Annotated in this window: 14 protein-coding genes; 6 read left to right on the plus strand and 8 right to left on the minus strand. The window is 65.6% G+C overall.

The window, feature by feature from the left end; all coding sequences use genetic code 11:
- Position 1: 1 nt before the first annotated feature.
- The 5 genes from flgF (at position 2) to IVA79_RS19810 (ending at position 6,666) form a co-directional block, all read left to right on the plus strand.
- A complete protein-coding gene (gene flgF, locus IVA79_RS19790) occupies positions 2–730 on the plus strand; it encodes a flagellar basal-body rod protein FlgF (RefSeq protein WP_247555719.1) in 729 nt (242 codons plus the stop codon).
- A gap of 42 nt (positions 731–772) precedes the next feature.
- Positions 773–2,098: a flagellar protein export ATPase FliI gene (gene fliI / locus IVA79_RS19795; RefSeq protein ID WP_247555723.1), complete on the plus strand. Its 1,326-nt coding sequence runs from the start codon at positions 773–775 to the stop codon at positions 2,096–2,098.
- A 763-nt stretch (positions 2,099–2,861) separates the two neighbouring features.
- Entirely contained in the window at positions 2,862–3,497 is a 636-nt protein-coding gene (locus IVA79_RS19800) for a MarR family transcriptional regulator (RefSeq protein WP_247555727.1), read from the plus strand.
- Between the two features lie 454 nt (positions 3,498–3,951).
- Entirely contained in the window at positions 3,952–5,016 is a 1,065-nt protein-coding gene (locus IVA79_RS19805) for a 2-dehydropantoate 2-reductase (protein WP_247555729.1), read from the plus strand.
- A gap of 138 nt (positions 5,017–5,154) precedes the next feature.
- Positions 5,155–6,666, plus strand: coding sequence for an ATP-binding protein (locus IVA79_RS19810; RefSeq protein WP_247555732.1), 1,512 nt, complete (start codon positions 5,155–5,157; stop codon positions 6,664–6,666).
- A gap of 3 nt (positions 6,667–6,669) precedes the next feature.
- Here the strand turns inward: IVA79_RS19810 and IVA79_RS19815 are convergent, their stop codons facing one another.
- The 8 genes from IVA79_RS19815 to IVA79_RS19850 all read right to left on the minus strand — a co-directional run bounded on the left by IVA79_RS19815 (position 6,670) and on the right by IVA79_RS19850 (position 14,521).
- Positions 6,670–7,407 carry an ABC transporter ATP-binding protein gene (locus tag IVA79_RS19815; RefSeq protein ID WP_247555734.1) on the minus strand — a complete coding sequence of 246 codons (738 nt, stop codon included), beginning with the start codon at positions 7,405–7,407 and terminating at the stop codon, positions 6,670–6,672.
- Positions 7,404–8,240, minus strand: coding sequence for an ABC transporter ATP-binding protein (locus IVA79_RS19820; RefSeq protein WP_247555737.1), 837 nt, complete (start codon positions 8,238–8,240; stop codon positions 7,404–7,406). The genes IVA79_RS19815 and IVA79_RS19820 overlap by 4 nt, the downstream gene beginning before the upstream one ends.
- Positions 8,240–10,063, minus strand: coding sequence for an ABC transporter permease (locus tag IVA79_RS19825; protein WP_247555740.1), 1,824 nt, complete (start codon positions 10,061–10,063; stop codon positions 8,240–8,242). Before IVA79_RS19825 ends, IVA79_RS19820 begins: the two co-directional genes overlap by 1 nt.
- Before the next feature lie 52 nt (positions 10,064–10,115).
- Positions 10,116–11,270, minus strand: coding sequence for an ABC transporter substrate-binding protein (locus IVA79_RS19830; RefSeq protein WP_247555742.1), 1,155 nt, complete (start codon positions 11,268–11,270; stop codon positions 10,116–10,118).
- A 59-nt stretch (positions 11,271–11,329) separates the two neighbouring features.
- Entirely contained in the window at positions 11,330–11,908 is a 579-nt protein-coding gene (locus IVA79_RS19835; protein WP_247555744.1) for an alkylhydroperoxidase domain protein, read from the minus strand.
- Between the two features lie 15 nt (positions 11,909–11,923).
- Positions 11,924–12,526 (minus strand): CMD domain protein, encoded by a 603-nt coding sequence (locus IVA79_RS19840; protein WP_247555745.1) that lies wholly within the window; start codon positions 12,524–12,526, stop codon positions 11,924–11,926.
- A 35-nt stretch (positions 12,527–12,561) separates the two neighbouring features.
- Entirely contained in the window at positions 12,562–13,596 is a 1,035-nt protein-coding gene (locus IVA79_RS19845; protein WP_247555748.1) for a putative FMN-dependent luciferase-like monooxygenase, read from the minus strand.
- Between the two features lie 142 nt (positions 13,597–13,738).
- Positions 13,739–14,521, minus strand: a complete 783-nt coding sequence (locus IVA79_RS19850) for a MetQ/NlpA family ABC transporter substrate-binding protein (protein ID WP_247555749.1) — start codon at positions 14,519–14,521, stop codon at positions 13,739–13,741.
- Between the two features lie 363 nt (positions 14,522–14,884).
- Here IVA79_RS19850 and IVA79_RS19855 point away from each other — a divergent pair, with 363 nt between their 5' ends.
- The gene (locus tag IVA79_RS19855; protein ID WP_247555751.1) at positions 14,885–16,672 is read left to right on the plus strand and encodes a peptide ABC transporter substrate-binding protein; all 1,788 of its coding nucleotides are present in this window, start codon (positions 14,885–14,887) and stop codon (positions 16,670–16,672) included.
- Positions 16,673–17,280: the final 608 nt, after the last annotated feature.

The following is a 17,280-nucleotide window of genomic DNA, read 5'->3' on the forward strand; positions in this document are numbered from 1 at the left end:
CATGCAATCGGCTCTCTATGTGGGATTGTCGGCGCAGGTCGCCCTCGAAAAGCGCCTCCAGACGATCGCCAACAACGTCGCCAACGTCAACACGGCGGCGTTCCGCACCGACGTGGTGAAGTTCGAGACCGTGCTGTCCAAGGCGGGAGCGAACCCGGTCGCCTTCTCCTCGCCCGGCGACAACATCATCTCGCGCGAGATGGGCAACATCACCGAGAGCGGCAATCCGCTCGACGTCGCCGTGGTCGGACAGGGCTGGATCGCCTTCGCCGGCCCGAACGGCACCGTCTACACCCGTGACGGCCGGCTCCAGATCGCCCCCAACGGTGACCTTCAGACCGTGAGCGGATTCCCCGTCGTCGATTCCGGCGGCGCGCAGATCACGCTGGACCCGAACGGCGGAGCAATCTCGATTTCGCGCAGCGGCGCGATCACCCAGGACAACAACGAGATCGGCACCATCGGCCTGTTCAACATTCCCACTGACGCCAATCTCGAGCGCTACGGCAATTCCGGCGTGACGCCGGACCGGCCTGCGACCGCCATCTCCGATTTCTCCCGCGACGGCTTCAGGCAAGGCTATGTCGAGGGCTCCGGCGCCAACCCGATGATGGAATTGACCAAGCTGATCGCGGCCTCGCGCGCCTTCGACGGCACCAATTCGATGATCGAGGGCACCGAGAGCTCGCTGCAGAATGCAATCCGCACCCTGGGCGAGCCCGGCAAATAGACCGCGCCGCGCGCGCATCGACATTGAGGTTGGACTGATACCTTGAACGCTCTTCGGCAACTCGAATGGGCGCTGCTGGAGCTTCAGCAGAGCACTCCCCTGGCAAGCGTCAGCGGCGCGATCTCCGAGATCGCGCCGACGCATTTCCGTGTCTCCGGCCTGTCGCGCTTCGTCAGGCTCGGCGAGCTCATCGGCGTCAATTCGGGCGGCAAGCCCCAGATCGGCGAAGTGGTGCGGATCGACAGCGAAGGCATCGTTGCCAAGCCGTTCGACCGGCAATTTGCCGGCGGCCTCGGCTCGGTCGCCTACCGGATGCCGCCCTTGTCGTTTGCCCCCGATCCGAGCTGGAAGGGCCGCGTCATCAACGCGCTCGGCGCGCCGCTGGATGGACAGGGTCCCCTTACCCCGGGATCCCGGGCGGTCTCGGCGGAGGCTGAGGCGCCCTCGGCGATGAAGCGCGCACGCGTGCACAAGCCGCTGCGCACCGGCGTGCGCGTCATCGATCTGTTCGCGCCGATCTGCGCCGGTCAGCGTGTCGGCATCTTTGCCGGCTCCGGCGTCGGCAAATCGACGCTGCTGGCGATGCTCGCCCGCAGCCAGGGTTTCGACACCGTCGTGCTGGCCCTGGTCGGCGAGCGCGGCCGCGAGGTGCGTGAATTCATCGAGGACGTGCTCGGCAACGATCGTCAGCGCGCCGTCACCATCGTGTCGACCGGAGACGAAAGCCCGATGATGCGGCGGCTGGCGCCGAAGACGGCCATGGCGGTCGCCGAATATTTCCGCGACCGCGGCGAATCGGTGCTGCTGATGGTGGATTCGATCACCCGTTTCGCCCACGCCGCCCGCGAGGTCGCGCTCGCCGCCGGCGAGCCTGCGGTCGCGCGCGGCTACGCACCGACGGTTTTCACCGACCTGCCGCGCCTGTTGGAACGCGCCGGCCCCGGCGAGGAAGGCACCGGCACGATCACCGGGATCTTCTCCGTGCTGGTCGACGGCGACGATCACAACGAGCCGATCGCCGACACCATCCGCAGCACGCTCGACGGGCACATCGTGCTTTCCAGGCACATCGCCGACCAGGCGCGCTATCCGGCCGTCGACGTCCTGGCGTCGGTCTCCCGTCTCGCCCACAACGTCTGGGACCCCGAGGAGCGCGAATTGGTGAGCAAGCTGCGCGCCATGATCGCCAAATACGAGGACACGCGCGATCTTCGCCTGATGGGCGGGTATCAGGCGGGACGTGATTCGGGCCTCGACCAGGCGGTCGACATGGTTCCCAGAATCTACAGCGCGATGCGACAAGATACTTCGGCTCCCCCGAGCGCCGATCCGTTCCGCGAGCTCCGGGACATGCTCAGGGGCGACTAGCAGGTCGAGGGACCTCACCGGCGCGCGACGCCATCGTGCATCGCCCCTCGTTATCGACAGACGATTGCGCATGCGCGCCACGCTTCCAGCGCATGCACGCGCATGTCCGCCAATGATTTCCATCGTCCGCACCTCCACCGTTCGGGTGACAGGAGAGGACGGCGGCGATGGAAGGGGCGATTCGGGGTCTGCAGCCGAGACAACTGCCGCGTGCAATTCCTGTGAGTTCCCTTGGTCGTTCCCCGACGGATCGTACAAGTTGTGGATGACTTGGCGATATACACCGTCGTCATGCACAAGCTTCGACCAACTTGCATCAACGACAGACAATGACGCGCCCTGCAATCAAACCGTCGCATAGTTGCGTGCATGCTGCTCGCCGCGAAACGTATGGCGTTCAACGCTTTCACCATCATGTGTTCTGACGAGCGAGATTGTCTTGAACGTTACATTCGACTGCGACGACATCCAGTCGCCGCGAGTGTCTTGACTTGATTTTGTTGAGAAGCTCAGTCATCGTTTTGGTTGAATACAAGAAACGTCCGCTCGTGACTTGAACTTTAGGGGCCTCGGTTGAACTACTCCGATCCATCGTCTGCTCGCTGCGGCGGCTCGGGCTCCCGTGCGACGACGACGCTAGAGCTGGACACGATCTGCTCATCGGACACCTTCAGCCGCCCGGCGTCTCTCGACGGATTCGTGAGCCATGGCGCATCGCGGCTTCGGGACGCCGCAGACGAAGTTCCGGGGACGAGGTAGATCCATGCCATTGGCGCGAGAGGCCGTCGAGCTGCTGGTTCAGGCGGCGAGGGCTTGGTATTTCGAAGGCAATCAGCATGGACTGCGCGATCGGGAATGGATGGCGCTGCGCTTTCTCGGCCGCGCCAACAGGTTTTCGCGCACGCCGTCCGCGCTCGCCGGCTTCATCGGCGCGACCAGGGCGACTGCATCGCAGATCGTGAAGACGCTGGAGAGCAAGTCGTTTCTGGTGCGCAAGCCGTCGCATGAGGACAAGCGTTCCGTCGTCCTGCACGTCACCGCCCAGGGCGAGAAATGCCTCAGTCAGCACGACCCGATCAATCACGTGGTGAATGCGGTCACGGCACTCGGGACCGACGAATGCGTCAGGCTGCGCGACTCGCTCCGCGAGGTCCTCAATCATCTCGACGCAGCCCATCAGCGGCTCGATGCCAGCATCTGCCGGGACTGCATGTTTCTCGCCGAGCGCGGCCCGGGCACGGGCAAGGGACGCGCCAGCGCCGAATTCATGTGCCGGCTGTATCGCGCTCCTGTCTCGCTCGCGGAGACGGAACTGCTGTGCACCAGTTTCGAGCGCACCCGCGACCGCCCGAAGATCGAAGAGCATCTCGACCGCGCGCGGATAGCGAGCCAGGGCTGAGGCGTGCGCCGACGATCCCGGCGCGACGCGCACCTGTGTCACCATCGTGTCCCGGACAGCTGCGACGCGCATAGCGCGTCGGATCGCTTATGCCCGCCCTGCCCGCGCCCATCTCGTGCCGACGCTGCCGCGTCCATCGCCACCCGGCCCGCGTTTCGAACGACTCGCGAACCGCCCCTCCCGTCGGGCCGGGCTGCGTCGATCTATGCCGCAATTCCGAATTTCGGTGAAACGGAATATTTTGCGATCGGGGGGTTGACGGGGTGGCGACACACGTCGCTTTAGCCCGGATGGCGCGTCAGCGTAATCCAGGACGGTGCAAGCTGCCGGCCGGACCCCGCCTTGTATGCATTATCCCAGTTGCCATCCCCGCGCACTTCGCTTTACATGCCGGCAACTCGCCCGCGGATGACGGCCGGGGCTGAAAAATCACACACATTCAAAGGGACGGAGCATGGCGCGCAACATATTGATTCTCGGGGCTTCTTACGGCTCGCTGCTGGGCACGAAGCTCTTGATGGCGGGGCACAACGTGACCCTGGTCTGCCGCGCCAAGACCGCAGAGCTGATCAACCGCGAAGGTACCGAGGTGCGCATCAAATTGCGTGACGAGGCGGTGCACCGGGCGATCTTCTCGCGCAACCTGCCCGGCAAGCTCGACGCGGTGACCCCGGCCAATGTCGACCTCTCCCGCTACGATCTGGTCGGCCTTGCGATGCAGGAGCCGCAATACACCAACCACACGGTGCGCGTTCTGATGGTCAAGATCGCCGCGGCGAAGCTGCCGTGCCTGTCGATCATGAACATGCCGCCGCTGCCCTATCTGAAGCGGATCCCGGCGCTCGCCGACATGGATCTGGAAGAGGCCTACACCAATGCCCAGGTGTGGGAGCGGTTCGAGCCGGGCCTCGTGACGCTGTGCTCGCCCGATCCGCAGGCGTTCCGTCCGCCGGAGGAAGCTGCCAACGTGCTGCATGTCGGCCTGCCCACCAACTTCAAGGCGTCGGTGTTCGCCGACGAGAAGCACAACAAGGTGTTGCGCGAGCTGGAGGCCGACATCGACGCGGTGACGCTCGACGGCCACGACGTGCCGGTGAAGCTGAAAGTGTTCGATTCCCTGTTCGTGCCGCTGGCGAAATGGTCGATGCTGCTGACCGGCAATTACCGCTGCATCACGCCGAGCGAGCCGCAGTCGATCCGCGACGCCGTGCACGGTGACCTCCAGCGCTCGCAGACGATCTACGACCATGTCGACGCCATCGCCCGCCGCCTCGGCGCCGATCCGCAGGACCAGGTGCCGTTCGCGAAATACGCCAAGGCCGCCGAGAGCCTGCTCAAGCCGTCATCGGCGGCGCGCGCGGTCGCGAGCGGCGCGCCCTTCATCGAGCGCGTCGACCTGCTGGTGAAGCTGATCTCGCATCAGCTCGGCGTGCCAAATTCCGAGATCGATCGCACGGTCGATACCGTGGATCAGAAGCTGAACGAGAAGATCGTGCAGGGCGGGTCCGGCGCGCAGTAGGCGCTTCGAGTTGGCGGAGTTCCCCTGGGCTGAGAACACCCGTGGGCAACGCGCCGCAATTCGCGCTGTAGCGCTCGACGCGCCGCCATCCGATTGATAAGCCCCTGTCCGCGAATGACGGGGACTTGAGTCGAGGACATGACGGTTGCGATCGAGATGGGGCAGACCACGGCGGGCGCCCCGGCCGCCATGGACCTCGAGGAACTCTTGGCGACCCGCCTCCTGGTGCAGGGCAATTCGGGCTCCGGCAAATCGCATCTGTTGCGACGGCTCTTGGAACAGAGCGCGCCCTGGGTGCAGCAGGCCATCATCGACCCCGAAGGCGATTTCGTCACGCTGGCCGAGCATTTCGGCCATCTCGTGATCGAGGCCGAGGATCACACCGAGCGCGGCCTCCAGGTCGCCGGCGAGCGGGCGCGGCTGCATCGGGTCTCCACCGTGCTCAACCTCGAAGGTCTCGACGCCGAGAACCAGATGCGCCGTGCCGCCGCGTTTCTCGGCGGGATGTTCGACGTCGACCGCGACCATTGGTACCCGATGCTCGTGGTCGTCGACGAGGCGCAGCTGTTCGCGCCCGCTGTTGCCGGCGAAGTCTCGGACGAAGCGCGAAAACTCTCGCTCGGCGCCATGACCAATTTGATGTGCCGCGGCCGCAAGCGTGGCCTCGCCGGCATCATCGCGACCCAGCGCCTTGCGAAGCTCGCCAAGAACGTCGCGGCGGAAGCCTCCAACTTCCTGATGGGCCGCACCTTCCTCGACATCGACATGGCGCGTGCCGCCGATCTGCTCGGCATGGAACGGCGGCAGGCCGAGGCTTTTCGCGACCTCGAGCGCGGGCAGTTCATGGCGCTGGGACCCGCGCTGTCGCGCCGTCCGCTGCGCCTGAACATCGGCCCGACCGCGACCAGCCCGCGCAATTCCACGCCGCGGCTGATGCCGCTGCCGGAGGCCGCGCTCGAGGATATGCGCGCCGTGATCCTGGCCGCGCCGCCGCCCGATGCCAGCCGGCCGCAGCGACGGCCCGCGCCGGATCTGCTGGAGCAGCTTCGCGCGGCGAAGGCCGCAGCACCCGTGATCCAGCCGGACGTGGTCGAGGTGCCGGTCAGTGCCGAAGAGCTCGCGGAGCGGCGCGAGCGCGTCGATCGTACGCTGCGCGCCGTGCTCGCTGAGCCCGACGCCGGCTTCCGCGCCATCGGCGTGCTCTATCAGGAGTTCGTGGTCCGCTGCCGCATCGAGGGGCTCGGCGCGGCCGTGCCCGATCTCAACGAGTTTCGCCGCATGCTGACGCATGCGCGCGCCGGGCTCGGTGCCGACATTGCCGAGGACGATGCCTGGCAGGACGTGTCGCTGCGCGCCTCGATCCTGCCCGACGACATGCAAGGCGTGTTCATGATGATCGCGCGCGCGGCCAAGGAAGGCTGGCCGTGTCCGAGCGATGCCGCGATCGCACGGGCCTATGGCTCGCATTCGCTGCGAAGGGCGCAGCGGCTGCTCGGCTATATGGAGGAGCAGGGCCTGATCGTGGTCCAGCTCGACGGCGGCGGACGCCGGATCGTGACGCTGGTCGAGCTGGCCTGGGCCACGGCGCCGGGCGATCCCAATGGCGATGATCTGCCGGCAGAGCCCGCGCGGAGCGCGGCTTCGGCCTGAGCGTTACGCAGCCTCGGAGCCGCCGAGATAGGCGTCGCGGATGCGGGGGTCGTCCTTCAGCGCCCGCGCCGGGCCTGACAGCACGATCTTGCCGGTCTGCAGCACATAGGCCTCATGCGCGATCTCGAGCGCGAGGCTGGCGTTCTGCTCGACCATGAACACCGAGACGCCTTCCTGATTAATGGTCCGGATCAGCTCCAGCACGCGGTCGACATAGAGCGGCGACAGGCCCATGGTCGGCTCGTCCATCACGATCATCCGCGGTCTGCTCATCAGCGCGCGCGCCATCGCCACCATCTGCTGCTCGCCGCCGGAGAGCGAGCCGGCGCGCTGCGACAGCCGCTGGCCGAGCTTCGGAAACAGCGTCAGCATCCTGTCGAGATCCTGTGCCACCACGTCGCGATCGTTGCGCACGAAGGCACCCATCAGGATGTTTTCGCGCACGCTCATGTCCGCAAACAGCCGCCGCGCCTCCGGCACCGAGGCGATGCCGCGGCGGACGATCTGCGGCGTGGAGAGGCCGAGCAGCGAAGCGCTGTCGAATGTCACCTCACCCGAGCGCGGCTTTACGAGGCCGAGAATGATCTTCATCGTCGTCGACTTGCCACTGGCATTGCCGCCGAGCAGGCAGACGATATGGCCACGCGCGACCGATATCGACAGGTCGAAATGCACCTGGGCCTGGCCATAAAAGGTGTTGACGGCCGTGAGCGCGAGCAGCGCTTCAGAAGCATTCGTCATGCCGCGCTCTCCCGCTCCGTCGCCAGGCCGTGGCCGAGATAGGCCTCGATCACCTTGGGATCTCCACGCACCTGTTCGCCCGGCCCTTCCGCGATCTTCTTGCCCTCGTCCATGACGATGACGCGGTCGGACAGGCGCATCACCATCTCAAGCTTGTGCTCGATCAACAGGATGGTTAGGCCTTCCGCCTTGAGCTCGGCGACGAGACCCTGCATCTCCGCGGTCTCGGTCGGGTTCATGCCGGCGGTCGGCTCGTCGAGCAGGAGCAGGCGCGGCTTCAGCGCGAGCGCGCGCGCGATCTCGACACGACGGCGGTTGGCGTAGGAGAGGCTATAGGCGGGCTGATCGATCCGCGGCAGCAGCCGCTCGCCGAAGCGGGCGAGGATGGCTTTCACCTCTTCCCGCAGCCGCTCTTCCTCCGCCTTCACGCTGGCGGGGCGCAGCAGCGCCAAGCCCAATTCAAGGAGCGGGCCGATCACCGGCACGGCCGGCTTCACGGCGCGGAGCCGCGTATGCGCGCCGATCAGGACATTATCCATGACGCTGAGATTGCCGAAGACGCGACCGAGCTGGAACGTGCGCGCGATGCCTTCGGCGGCGAGCCGTTCCGGCGACAGACCCGTGACGTCCTGGCCTTCGAAATGGACGGTGCCATCATCGGGCCGATCGAGCCCGGTCACGAGATTGAACAAGGTCGTCTTGCCGGCGCCGTTCGGGCCGATGATGCTGACGAGCTCGCCCTTGGCGAGATCGAGATCGATCGCATCGACCGCGGTGAGGCCACCGAAGCGTCGCGTCAGCCCGCGCAGGGAGAGCATGAGAGATTGCGCCATCAGATCGTCCCCAGCAGGCCCTGCGGCCTGAACCGCACCAGCAGCAGCAGCACGATGCCGTAGATCAGGATGCGATACTCCGCCGCGATGCGGAAGACCTCGGGCAGCCCAACCAGCGCCACCGATCCGACGATCGCGCCGACCACATTGCCGAGGCCGCCGAGGATGACGACGGTCAGCGCAAGGATCGATTGCTGCGTGTTGAAGGTCTCGTGGTTGATGTAGGAATAGAGATGCGCTGCGATGCCGCCGCTAACGCCGGCGGCGAAGCCGCCGAAGATGAAGGCGAGCGACTTGTAGCGGTTCAGGCTGAGGCCATAGGCGCGCGCGGCGACATCGTCGTCGCGGATGGCGCGGAAGCTGCGGCCGAGATGCGAGGTGAGCAACCGCCCCTGCAGCAGCGCCAGCACGACCATCACGGCGAAGCTGAACCAGTAGATCGAGGTCGGGCTGATCAGATCGTAGCCGAACAGAGACAGCGGCGGGATGCCGGAGATGCCGATCGGCCCGCGCGTGACGCCTTCCCAGTTCAGGATCACCAGCGAGACGATCTCGCCGATCGCGAGCGTCGCGATTGACACATAATGCCCGCGCAGGCGGAACGACGGCGAGATCAGAGCGGTTCCGAGCGCAGCGCTCATCAGGCCACCGCCGATGATGGCGAGGCCGGCCGGCACCGAGAAGGTCAGCGACAGCAGCGCGGACGTATAGGCGCCGATCGCGAGCAGCGCGGCGTGACCGAGCGAGACCTGGCCGATCGTGCCCGCGACCAGCGTCAGGCTGAGCGCGAGCATGCCGAGCAGCCAGGCATTGATCAAAGTCTGAAGCACGTAGAACGACACCGGGAATAACGGCAGGACCGCGAAACCGCCGGCCGCAACAGCCAAGGCCCAGCGCGGGATGCGCACGGGGCGGCTCGGCGCGATAAACGTGCCGGTGAGCGGCTCGGGCGGCGCCTGCCGCGCGCTGGCGAACAGGCCGTTCGGGCGCAGCACGAGCACGACGACCAGCAGCAGGAAGGCGAACAGATTGCGGTAGCTGGTGCCGAAAACGGCAACGCCATAGCTCTCGACCAGACCCAGCAGCAGGCTGCCGATGACGGCACCCGGCACGTTGCCGGCACCGCCGACGACTTCGGCAACGACGCCCTTCAGCGTCGCCTGCAGGCTCATCGCGGTGTCGATCTGGTTGTAGTACATGCCGACCAGCATGCCGGAGACGCCGCCGAGCGCGGCGGCAATGCCGAACACGGCCTGATTGACCCGGTTGACGTCGACGCCCATCTGCATCGCGGCGTCACGGTCCTGCGAGGCCGCGCGCACCGCCCAGCCGAGCTTGGAGTAGCGCAGGAACACGAACAGCAGCAGCGCGCTGGTGAGGCCGACGCCGGCGATCAGCAGGTCGAGCGGCCCGATCGTGCCGCCGCCGAGCTGGAAGCGGACATCAGGCAACTGGCTCGGCAGTGCGCGCGGATTGGGCGAGAAGGTCAGCATCACCAGCTGATCGAGCACGAAGCTGATGCCGATGGTCGCGAGCAGCGGCGCGATCCGCACCGAGTTCTGCAGCGGCCGCAGCCCAAACCGTTCGATGATCAGCCCGACGATCGCGGCAGCCACGGCGACTACGATGATGGTGAGCGGCAGCGGCGTATGCAGCTGCACCACCGCCACCCAGCCGATATAGGCACCGACGAGATAGATCGAGCCTTGCGCAAAGTTGATCAGCCGGCTGACGCCGAAGATCAGCGCGAGTCCGACCGCAACGAGCGCGTAGACATTGCCGACGATCAGCCCGTTGATGGTGTAATCGAGCCAGGAGGACACGCAGCGTTCCTAATGAGTGAGAGCGGCCGAAGCGGATGCTCCGGCCATCGGGTCAGGTCGGCTTGCCGTCCCAGAGCGCGAACTGGCCCTTGCGCACGACAAGCTCGGCGTTCATGGCGCCCTTGACGCGGCGGCTCTCGACGTCGAACGTCGCTTGGCCGAAGATGACGCTGGAGACGTCCTTTACCTTGGCGAAAGCGTCGCGGATGGCACGGCGGTCGGTGCCGCCGATCTTCACCACGGCCGCCGCCATGTTCATCGCGTCGTACGAATAGGCATTGAACGCATCAGGCTCCTGCCCGCCATACTTGGCCTTGAAGCCCTCGATGAACTTCCTCACCTCGGGCCGCGGATCTTGCGGGAAATAGCGCGTGCCGAGATGGACGTCCTCGACCGCTTCGCCCCCGAGCTCGATGAATTTCGGCGAATAGACCGAGCTTGCGGCGCAAATGGTTTGCTTCAATCCGACCTGCCGGGCCTGACGCGCGATCAACGCACCGTCGGAATAATAGGAGATCAGGATCAGCCCGTCCGGACTGGCGTCGCGCACGCGCACCAGGGTGGAGCGGAAGTCGCGCTCCTCCGCGATGTAGCCCTCGGTCACCGCGATCTCGGCGCCATACTCCTTCGCCGCCTTGACGAAATGGTCGCGGCTGGTGCGGCCCCAATCGGTGTTGAGGTGCAGCACCGCGAGCTTCTTCAGGCCGAGGCGCCTCACGGCATAGGACGCCAGCAGCGGCTGCTCATCGGCCTGGCTCACGGACGTGCTCCACATGAAGTCGCCGCCCTTGGTGAAATCGGGATGCGAGTTGGTGAAGCCGAACTGCACGAGGCCGCCGCGCTGGTAGATTGGGGATGCCGCCATCGAGGCGGGGCTCGAGAAGTCGCCGAGCTCCATGACGATGCGGGGATCGGACACGAACTTCTGCGCGATCGCCACCGACTGGCGCGGATCGCTCTGGCTGTCCTCGAATTGGTAGGCGAGCTTGCGGCCGTTGATGCCGCCGGCCGCCATGATCTCGTCGAGCGCGAGATCAAAGCCCTGCTTCCACTGCGCGCCATATTGCGCGTTCGGACCCGTCAGAGGACCGCTGACGCCGAGCAGGATCGGCTCGGCGGATTGCGCAAGAGCGGCGCGCGAGAAGGCTGCGCCCGCCATCATGGCAAGCGAGCCCTTGACCAGGGTACGACGATCGATGTTGCTCATGCACGGCTCCATCCACTCAGGTGTTGAACAAGCAGCAAGTCTTGTGCCGCCGAGATTGCCTATTTCGAAGGTTCGCCGAGCGACAGCATCAGCCGGTTCGCCCAGTTGAAGAACGAGGCACCATTGATGACGTCGACGATCTCGGCATCGTCGAGACCGGCGCGGCGCAGCTCGGCGATATTATCAGGGCCGAACGCGATCGGCGTTGCGGCCAATGCCACGGACGCCTTGACCACGGCATTCCAGCGCTCGCCGAGATCAGCCCCAACGCCCTCGTCGAGCAGGCGTTGCACGTCGTCGCGGCGCTTGGAATAGGTGCTGGCAAAGCGCGCATGCACCGAGGCGCAATAGATGCAGCCATTGTAACGCGACGTCGCCGCCGCCGCGAGCTCGCGTTCGGCGCGCGGCAGGCCGTCGGCGACATTGTAGAAGATGTCCTTGTCGGTCTTGGTGCGGGCTTCCAGCACTTCGGGGTCGCGCACCAGCAGGCGGAAATAGTCCGACTTGGCGCGCGCGCGATCGACCAGGCCGGCGAAATGCCGCTCGGTCAGCTCGGCCTCGGGCAGCGGATCGATCCACGACACCCAGCCGAGTTCGTCCTGGGTGAAGACGACGGGGGGATTGACGGTGGCGCTCATGATTGCGGCCTCCTCTTATGCGTTCGCGGCAGCGAGCGTGCGCAGGCCGCTGACGACCCGCAGCTGGAACGACAGGAATGCGACGAGCTGGGAGAAGGTGACGATGCCGGTGTTGGACCACCCGGCGTCCAGCAGCGCCTTCATGTCGGTGGACGCGGCATCGCGCGGCCGGAACACCAGGAGATGCGCATGTTCGAACGCTGCGACCAGCCGCGCGCCGAGGACGGGCTTGCGCTCCGCACTCACGCGGTAGATCAGCCCGGCCTTGTTCTCGATCGACAGCGGGCCGGCCGGAAAGGCGCCATAGGGACCAGAGGTCTTGCCGCGCGCGATTTCGGCCTGGATCGCCTCGACGAGCGCCGCTGCATCCGCGTTTGCGGCAAGCTTCTCGCGGTAGAAGGCGGCAACGGGGGACTCGCCATGGAGCCCGGTCACGAAGGCCGCGACCGCGGCGCGTTCGACCAGCGAGACATCGCTCGCGTCGACCGGCTCGAACAGAGAGAGATAGCTCTTCTGCGCGTTCTCGCGCGCCTGCAGGCGGCGGGCGCGGATCGCGTCCAGAGCCGAGCCCGGTTCGATCCCGGCGAGCGTGTCGATGATATCCTGCGTACTCATCATTCAGCCTCGTACAACGCGATGCTCTTTATTTCCGATCAACCCGCCAGCGCCACATCGGGCGCCGTCCTGACCCAGCCCAGCGCCGGGGCGACCTTCTCCGCGACCAGATCGATCGAGTGCAGCACATGGGGATGCGGCGCATCGACCGAATGCACCTGGAAGACGAGGTCAGTCACCCGCTCCAGCGTCGCGTCGCCCCGCAGCGACGCGATGACGTGGTCGGCATCGCCGACATGGGTGTCGAACGCGGTGATCATCTCCTCCAGCGTCTCGCCCGGCCTGGCGTGGCCGCCCTTGAGGAATGGCGGCAGCGCGCGACGCAGCCCGATATCGGCAAGGCGCAGGGCCTCGCCATGGTCGTCAGCAACGAAAACGCTGCGCGAGGCCATGATACGCGGCTCGGCGCCCTTGGGCAGCGCTTCCAGATAGGCATCGATCACCGGGTTCTGGATCTCGGCGAGCGTCGCCTTCGGCGCCTCCTTAGGTCGCGGCTGGGTGCGCGACAGCAACAGGCCATCGCCCGCCTTGCCGGCACGGGCGCCGCCGGCGACCGAGAAGGTGGCCTGCCAGATGCGCTTGTCCAGCTGCGGCCGTTGCGGATAGATCGTGTCACCGCCATCCAGCGGCTTGCCGATCAGGGCGGTGCGGACGACCTCCAGATTGCGCGCAAAAATCTCGTTGCGCTGGGCGCTGTCGAGGCCGAACGCGGCAAAGGCCGAGGGATTGCCGCCGGTGCCGACGCCGAGTTCGAAGCGGCCGTTGCAGATGAGATCGAGCACCGCGGCGTCCTCCGCCACCCGCACCGCGTTCTCCAGCGGCAGCGTGACGATGCCGGTGCCGAGGCGGATGCGCGAGGTTTGGGCTGCGACATAGCCGAGGAACGTGAAGGGCGACGGCAGGCCGCCCTCGCGCTCGTGGAAATGATGCTGAGCGATCCACGCGGAATCGAGCCCCGCCTTTTCGGCCCGCACGATCTGCTCGGCCGCGAAGCGGTAGCGCTCCGCCGGCGGCGCCTCGTCGAGCAGCCGCGTGAAGAAGCCCAGGCGTTTCAGATTTGCAAAACGTTTCATACGACCCCTGTCGGACGCGGATGGCCAGGCCCCCGATGATGTCGGCTACTGCCGCTCCAGACAAGCGGGCATTGCGCAAGGCTCATGCGCAAACGCTGCCCGCCGGGATCACCCCTGCATGGGCTTTGACTGGGCAGACTGCCTACCAGCTCGGCAGCACCGCGCCCTTGAACTTGGTCAGGACGAACTCCTTGACCTCCGGCGTGTGGTAGCTGTCAACGAGGATCTTGACCCAGGGCTTGTCCTTGTCGGCAGCGCGCACGGCGATCAGGTTGACGTAGGGGCCCTTCGGGTCCTCGCGCAGGATCGGATCCTTGACCGGATCGAGGCCAGCCTGGGTTGCATAATTGGTGTTGATCGCGGCGGCATCGACATCGTCGAGCGCGCGCGGCGCCTGCGCCGCGTCGACCTCGATGAATTTCAGCTTCTTGGGATTCTCGGTGATGTCGAGCACCGTCGGCTTGAAGCCGGTGCCGTCCTTCAGCTTGATCACGCCCTTGTCGCGCAGCAGCAGCAGCACGCGGCCGCCATTGGTCGGGTCGTTCGGGATCGAGACCTTGCCGCCTTCAGGGATGTCGGTGAAGGCCTTGTGCTTCTTCGAGTAGACGCCGATCGGAAAGTTCACGGTCAGGCCGACGGCCTCGATCTTGTAACCGCGGTCGGCCTTCTGATTGTCCAGGTAAGGCTGGTTCTGGAACGAATTGGCCTGGATGTCGCCGGCATCGAGCGCGGCATTCGGCACGACATAGTCCGAGAACTCGATGAGCTGAATGTCGAGCCCATGCTTGGCGGCGATCGGCTTCACCGCCTCGAAGATCTGCGCGTGCGGCCCGGGCGTCACGCCGATCTTGATGGTCTCGGCGCTCGCGGTGGCGGACCAGGCAGCGAGCACGGTCGCGAGGATCAGGGGGAGGCGAAACGACATCTTGGTCTCCGAAGGTCTAGAGCAGCGAGTGGAACCGTATTCGCTTCTCCGTAGGCCGAAATCAATGAAATGGAAATCCATATTGAGTGCTTAGGGCGGGCGCGCGTTCTCCATTCGGCAGCAAACGCGAAACGAATTCACGGGGCTGCGGCCACGCCGCCCGCGCGGTCCGGCGCGACCTTGAGCCGTCAAGTTGGCGACTAGTTCGTCGCCTGAGTCGTTCAGGCGGCGGTCGAGTTCGTGGCCTGCAAGGACCTTCCCATCGTCATTTCGTCGCATGGTCCTGCGGCCACGCCACCATTGCCGCCTCTTGCATGATGCCACATGATGCCGGCGGCAATTGGCTTCGAGATGGAGGGTCTGATGAACGAGAACGAAATCCGCAATCTGGTCGCGCAGGTGAAGCAAGGCACGCTGTCGCGGCGCTCGTTTATCCAGAAGGTGGCCGCGGTCGGAATTGCGGCGCCGATCGCGAGCCAGATCCTGGTCTGGCACGACGTGGCGATGGCGGATGCCACCTTGCCGTACAAGCCGACCAAGGCCGGCGGCGGCGGCGCGCTGAAGCTGCTGTTCTGGCAGGCCCCGACCCTGCTCAATCCGCATTTCGCGATCGGCACCAAGGACCAGATGGCCTCGCGCGTCTTCTTCGAGCCGCTCGCCGGCTGGGACAAGGAGGGCAATCTGATCCCGTGCCTTGCCGCCGAGGTCCCGACCAAGGCGAACGGCGGCCTCTCGGCCGACGGCATGAGCGTCGTCTGGAAGCTGAAGCAGGGCGTTAAATGGCATGACAGCAAGCCCTTCACCGCCGACGACGTCGTCTTCACCTGGCAATACGCCGCCGATCTTGCAACAGCGGCCTACACCACCGGGTCCTACAAGGACATCAAGGTCGAGAAGATCGACGACCATACGGTCAAGCTGATCTTCAAGGCGCCGACGCCGTTCTGGGCCGATCCCTTCGTCGGATCGGTCGGCCCGATCCTGCCAAAGCATCATTTCGGCGACTATGCCGGCGCCAAGTCGCGCGAGGCCCCGGGCAATCTGAAGCCGGTCGGCACCGGCCCTTACAAATTCGTCGAGTTCAAGCCGGGCGACCTGATCCGCGCCGAACGCAATCCCGATTATCACGTCAAGAACCAGCCGCATTTCGACACGCTCGAGATCAAGGGCGGCGGCGATGCGGTGTCCGCGGCGCGCGCCGTGCTGCAGACCGGCGAATATGACTTCGCCTGGAACATGCAGGTGGAGGAGGAGGTCCTCAAGCGCATGGAGGCGAGCGGCAAAGGCAAGCTCGACGTGACGCCGTCGGGCAATGTCGAGTTCATCATCCTCAACACGACCGACCCGTGGACCGAGGTCGACGGCGAGCGTTCGAACGCGAAGACCAAGCATCCGACGCTGTCCGATCCGGCCGTGCGCCGGGCGATCAACCTCCTGATCGATCGCGATTCGATCCAGAAATTCATCTACGGCCGCGGCGGCATCGCCACCGCGAGCTTCGTCAACGCGCCCAAGCAGTTCAAGTCGCCGAAGCTCAAATACGAGTTCAGCATCGACAAGGCCAACAAGATCCTCGACGAGGCCGGCTGGAAGAAAGGCGCGGACGGCATCCGCGAGAAGGACGGCAAGAAGCTCAAATACGTGTTCCAGACCTCGACCAACTCGCCACGCCAGAAGACCCAGGCCATCATCAAGCAGGCCTGCGAGAAGGCCGGCATCGACATCGAGGTCAAGGCGGTCACTGCCTCGGTGTTCTTTTCCTCCGACGTCGGCAACCCCGATACCTATTCGAAATTCTATGCCGACATGGAGATGTACAACACGACGCAGCCGCAGCCGGATCCGGAGCGCTTCCTGAACCAGTGCGTCTCCTGGGAGATCGCCAACAAGGACAACAAATGGCTGGGACGCAACATCTCGCGATGGTCCGATCCCGAAGCCGACAAGGCCTACAAGGCCGCGCAGAACGAGCTCGACCCCGTCAAGCGCGCCGCGCTGCTGATCAAGGTCGACGAGATTTTCTGCGAGGCCAACGTGTTCCTGCCACTGCTCTCGCGCCACATCGTCAACGCCGGCGCCAACAACCTGATGATCGACATCTCGGGCTGGGACACCATCACGTGGAATCTGGCGGCGTGGTATCGGGTGTGAGGCAGCCCGAGGGGGCGCGGCGAACGCCCTCATGTCCCGGACAAGCAGCAACGCGCATCGCGCGTTGCGGCCTAGAGCCGGGACCCAGAGCGACACGGTAGGGCGAAGAGATGGGCCCCGGCTCAGCAGCGCACCGCACCGGACGATGCTTCGCATCGCCGGGGCGCTGCGCTGCGTCCGGGGCACGAGAGTGGAGTGGGACGCTGCGCTCGCAATGACTGAACAACAGGCAGCATCGCGACGCACCAATGCACATCCAGACCCGCAGTGCCGTAGGGTGGGCAAAGCGGAAGCGTGCCCACGTATCTTTTGCGGCCGAGAGAGATCGTGGGCACGGCGCAAGAGCGCCTTTGCCCACCCTACGATATTTGAGCTTGTGACACGCAGACATGCCTTCTCGTTCTCGCGGCTGAAATCACCCGAGCTTTGCTTGGTCACTCCACCCTCTTGAGCCAAGAGGGCGCAGGGAAGGCCGGGTGCCGACCTCGCACCCGCGGTCCGCTGCGCGAAAATGCACACGCAGGAAGAACCGCACAGCAGCATACAGGTGGTGCCGATCACTCGGCCTTCCCTGCGCGATGGTCGGACGGCTTATGCCGTGCTCTCCC

The sequence above is a fragment of the Bradyrhizobium sp. 138 genome, assembly GCF_023074075.1.
Lineage (GTDB): Bacteria > Pseudomonadota > Alphaproteobacteria > Rhizobiales > Xanthobacteraceae > Bradyrhizobium.

Coding starts and splice junctions, on each gene's coding strand:
- flgF (WP_247555719.1), top strand. CDS start 2: ATGCAATCGGCTCTCTATGTGGGATTGTCGGCGCAGGTCGCCCTCGAA.
- IVA79_RS19800 (WP_247555727.1), top strand. CDS start 2,862: ATGCCATTGGCGCGAGAGGCCGTCGAGCTGCTGGTTCAGGCGGCGAGG.
- IVA79_RS19805 (WP_247555729.1), top strand. CDS start 3,952: ATGGCGCGCAACATATTGATTCTCGGGGCTTCTTACGGCTCGCTGCTG.
- IVA79_RS19810 (WP_247555732.1), top strand. CDS start 5,155: ATGACGGTTGCGATCGAGATGGGGCAGACCACGGCGGGCGCCCCGGCC.
- IVA79_RS19815 (WP_247555734.1), bottom strand. CDS start 7,407: ATGACGAATGCTTCTGAAGCGCTGCTCGCGCTCACGGCCGTCAACACC.
- IVA79_RS19820 (WP_247555737.1), bottom strand. CDS start 8,240: ATGGCGCAATCTCTCATGCTCTCCCTGCGCGGGCTGACGCGACGCTTC.
- IVA79_RS19830 (WP_247555742.1), bottom strand. CDS start 11,270: ATGAGCAACATCGATCGTCGTACCCTGGTCAAGGGCTCGCTTGCCATG.
- IVA79_RS19835 (WP_247555744.1), bottom strand. CDS start 11,908: ATGAGCGCCACCGTCAATCCCCCCGTCGTCTTCACCCAGGACGAACTC.
- IVA79_RS19840 (WP_247555745.1), bottom strand. CDS start 12,526: ATGATGAGTACGCAGGATATCATCGACACGCTCGCCGGGATCGAACCG.
- IVA79_RS19845 (WP_247555748.1), bottom strand. CDS start 13,596: ATGAAACGTTTTGCAAATCTGAAACGCCTGGGCTTCTTCACGCGGCTG.
- IVA79_RS19850 (WP_247555749.1), bottom strand. CDS start 14,521: ATGTCGTTTCGCCTCCCCCTGATCCTCGCGACCGTGCTCGCTGCCTGG.
- IVA79_RS19855 (WP_247555751.1), top strand. CDS start 14,885: ATGAACGAGAACGAAATCCGCAATCTGGTCGCGCAGGTGAAGCAAGGC.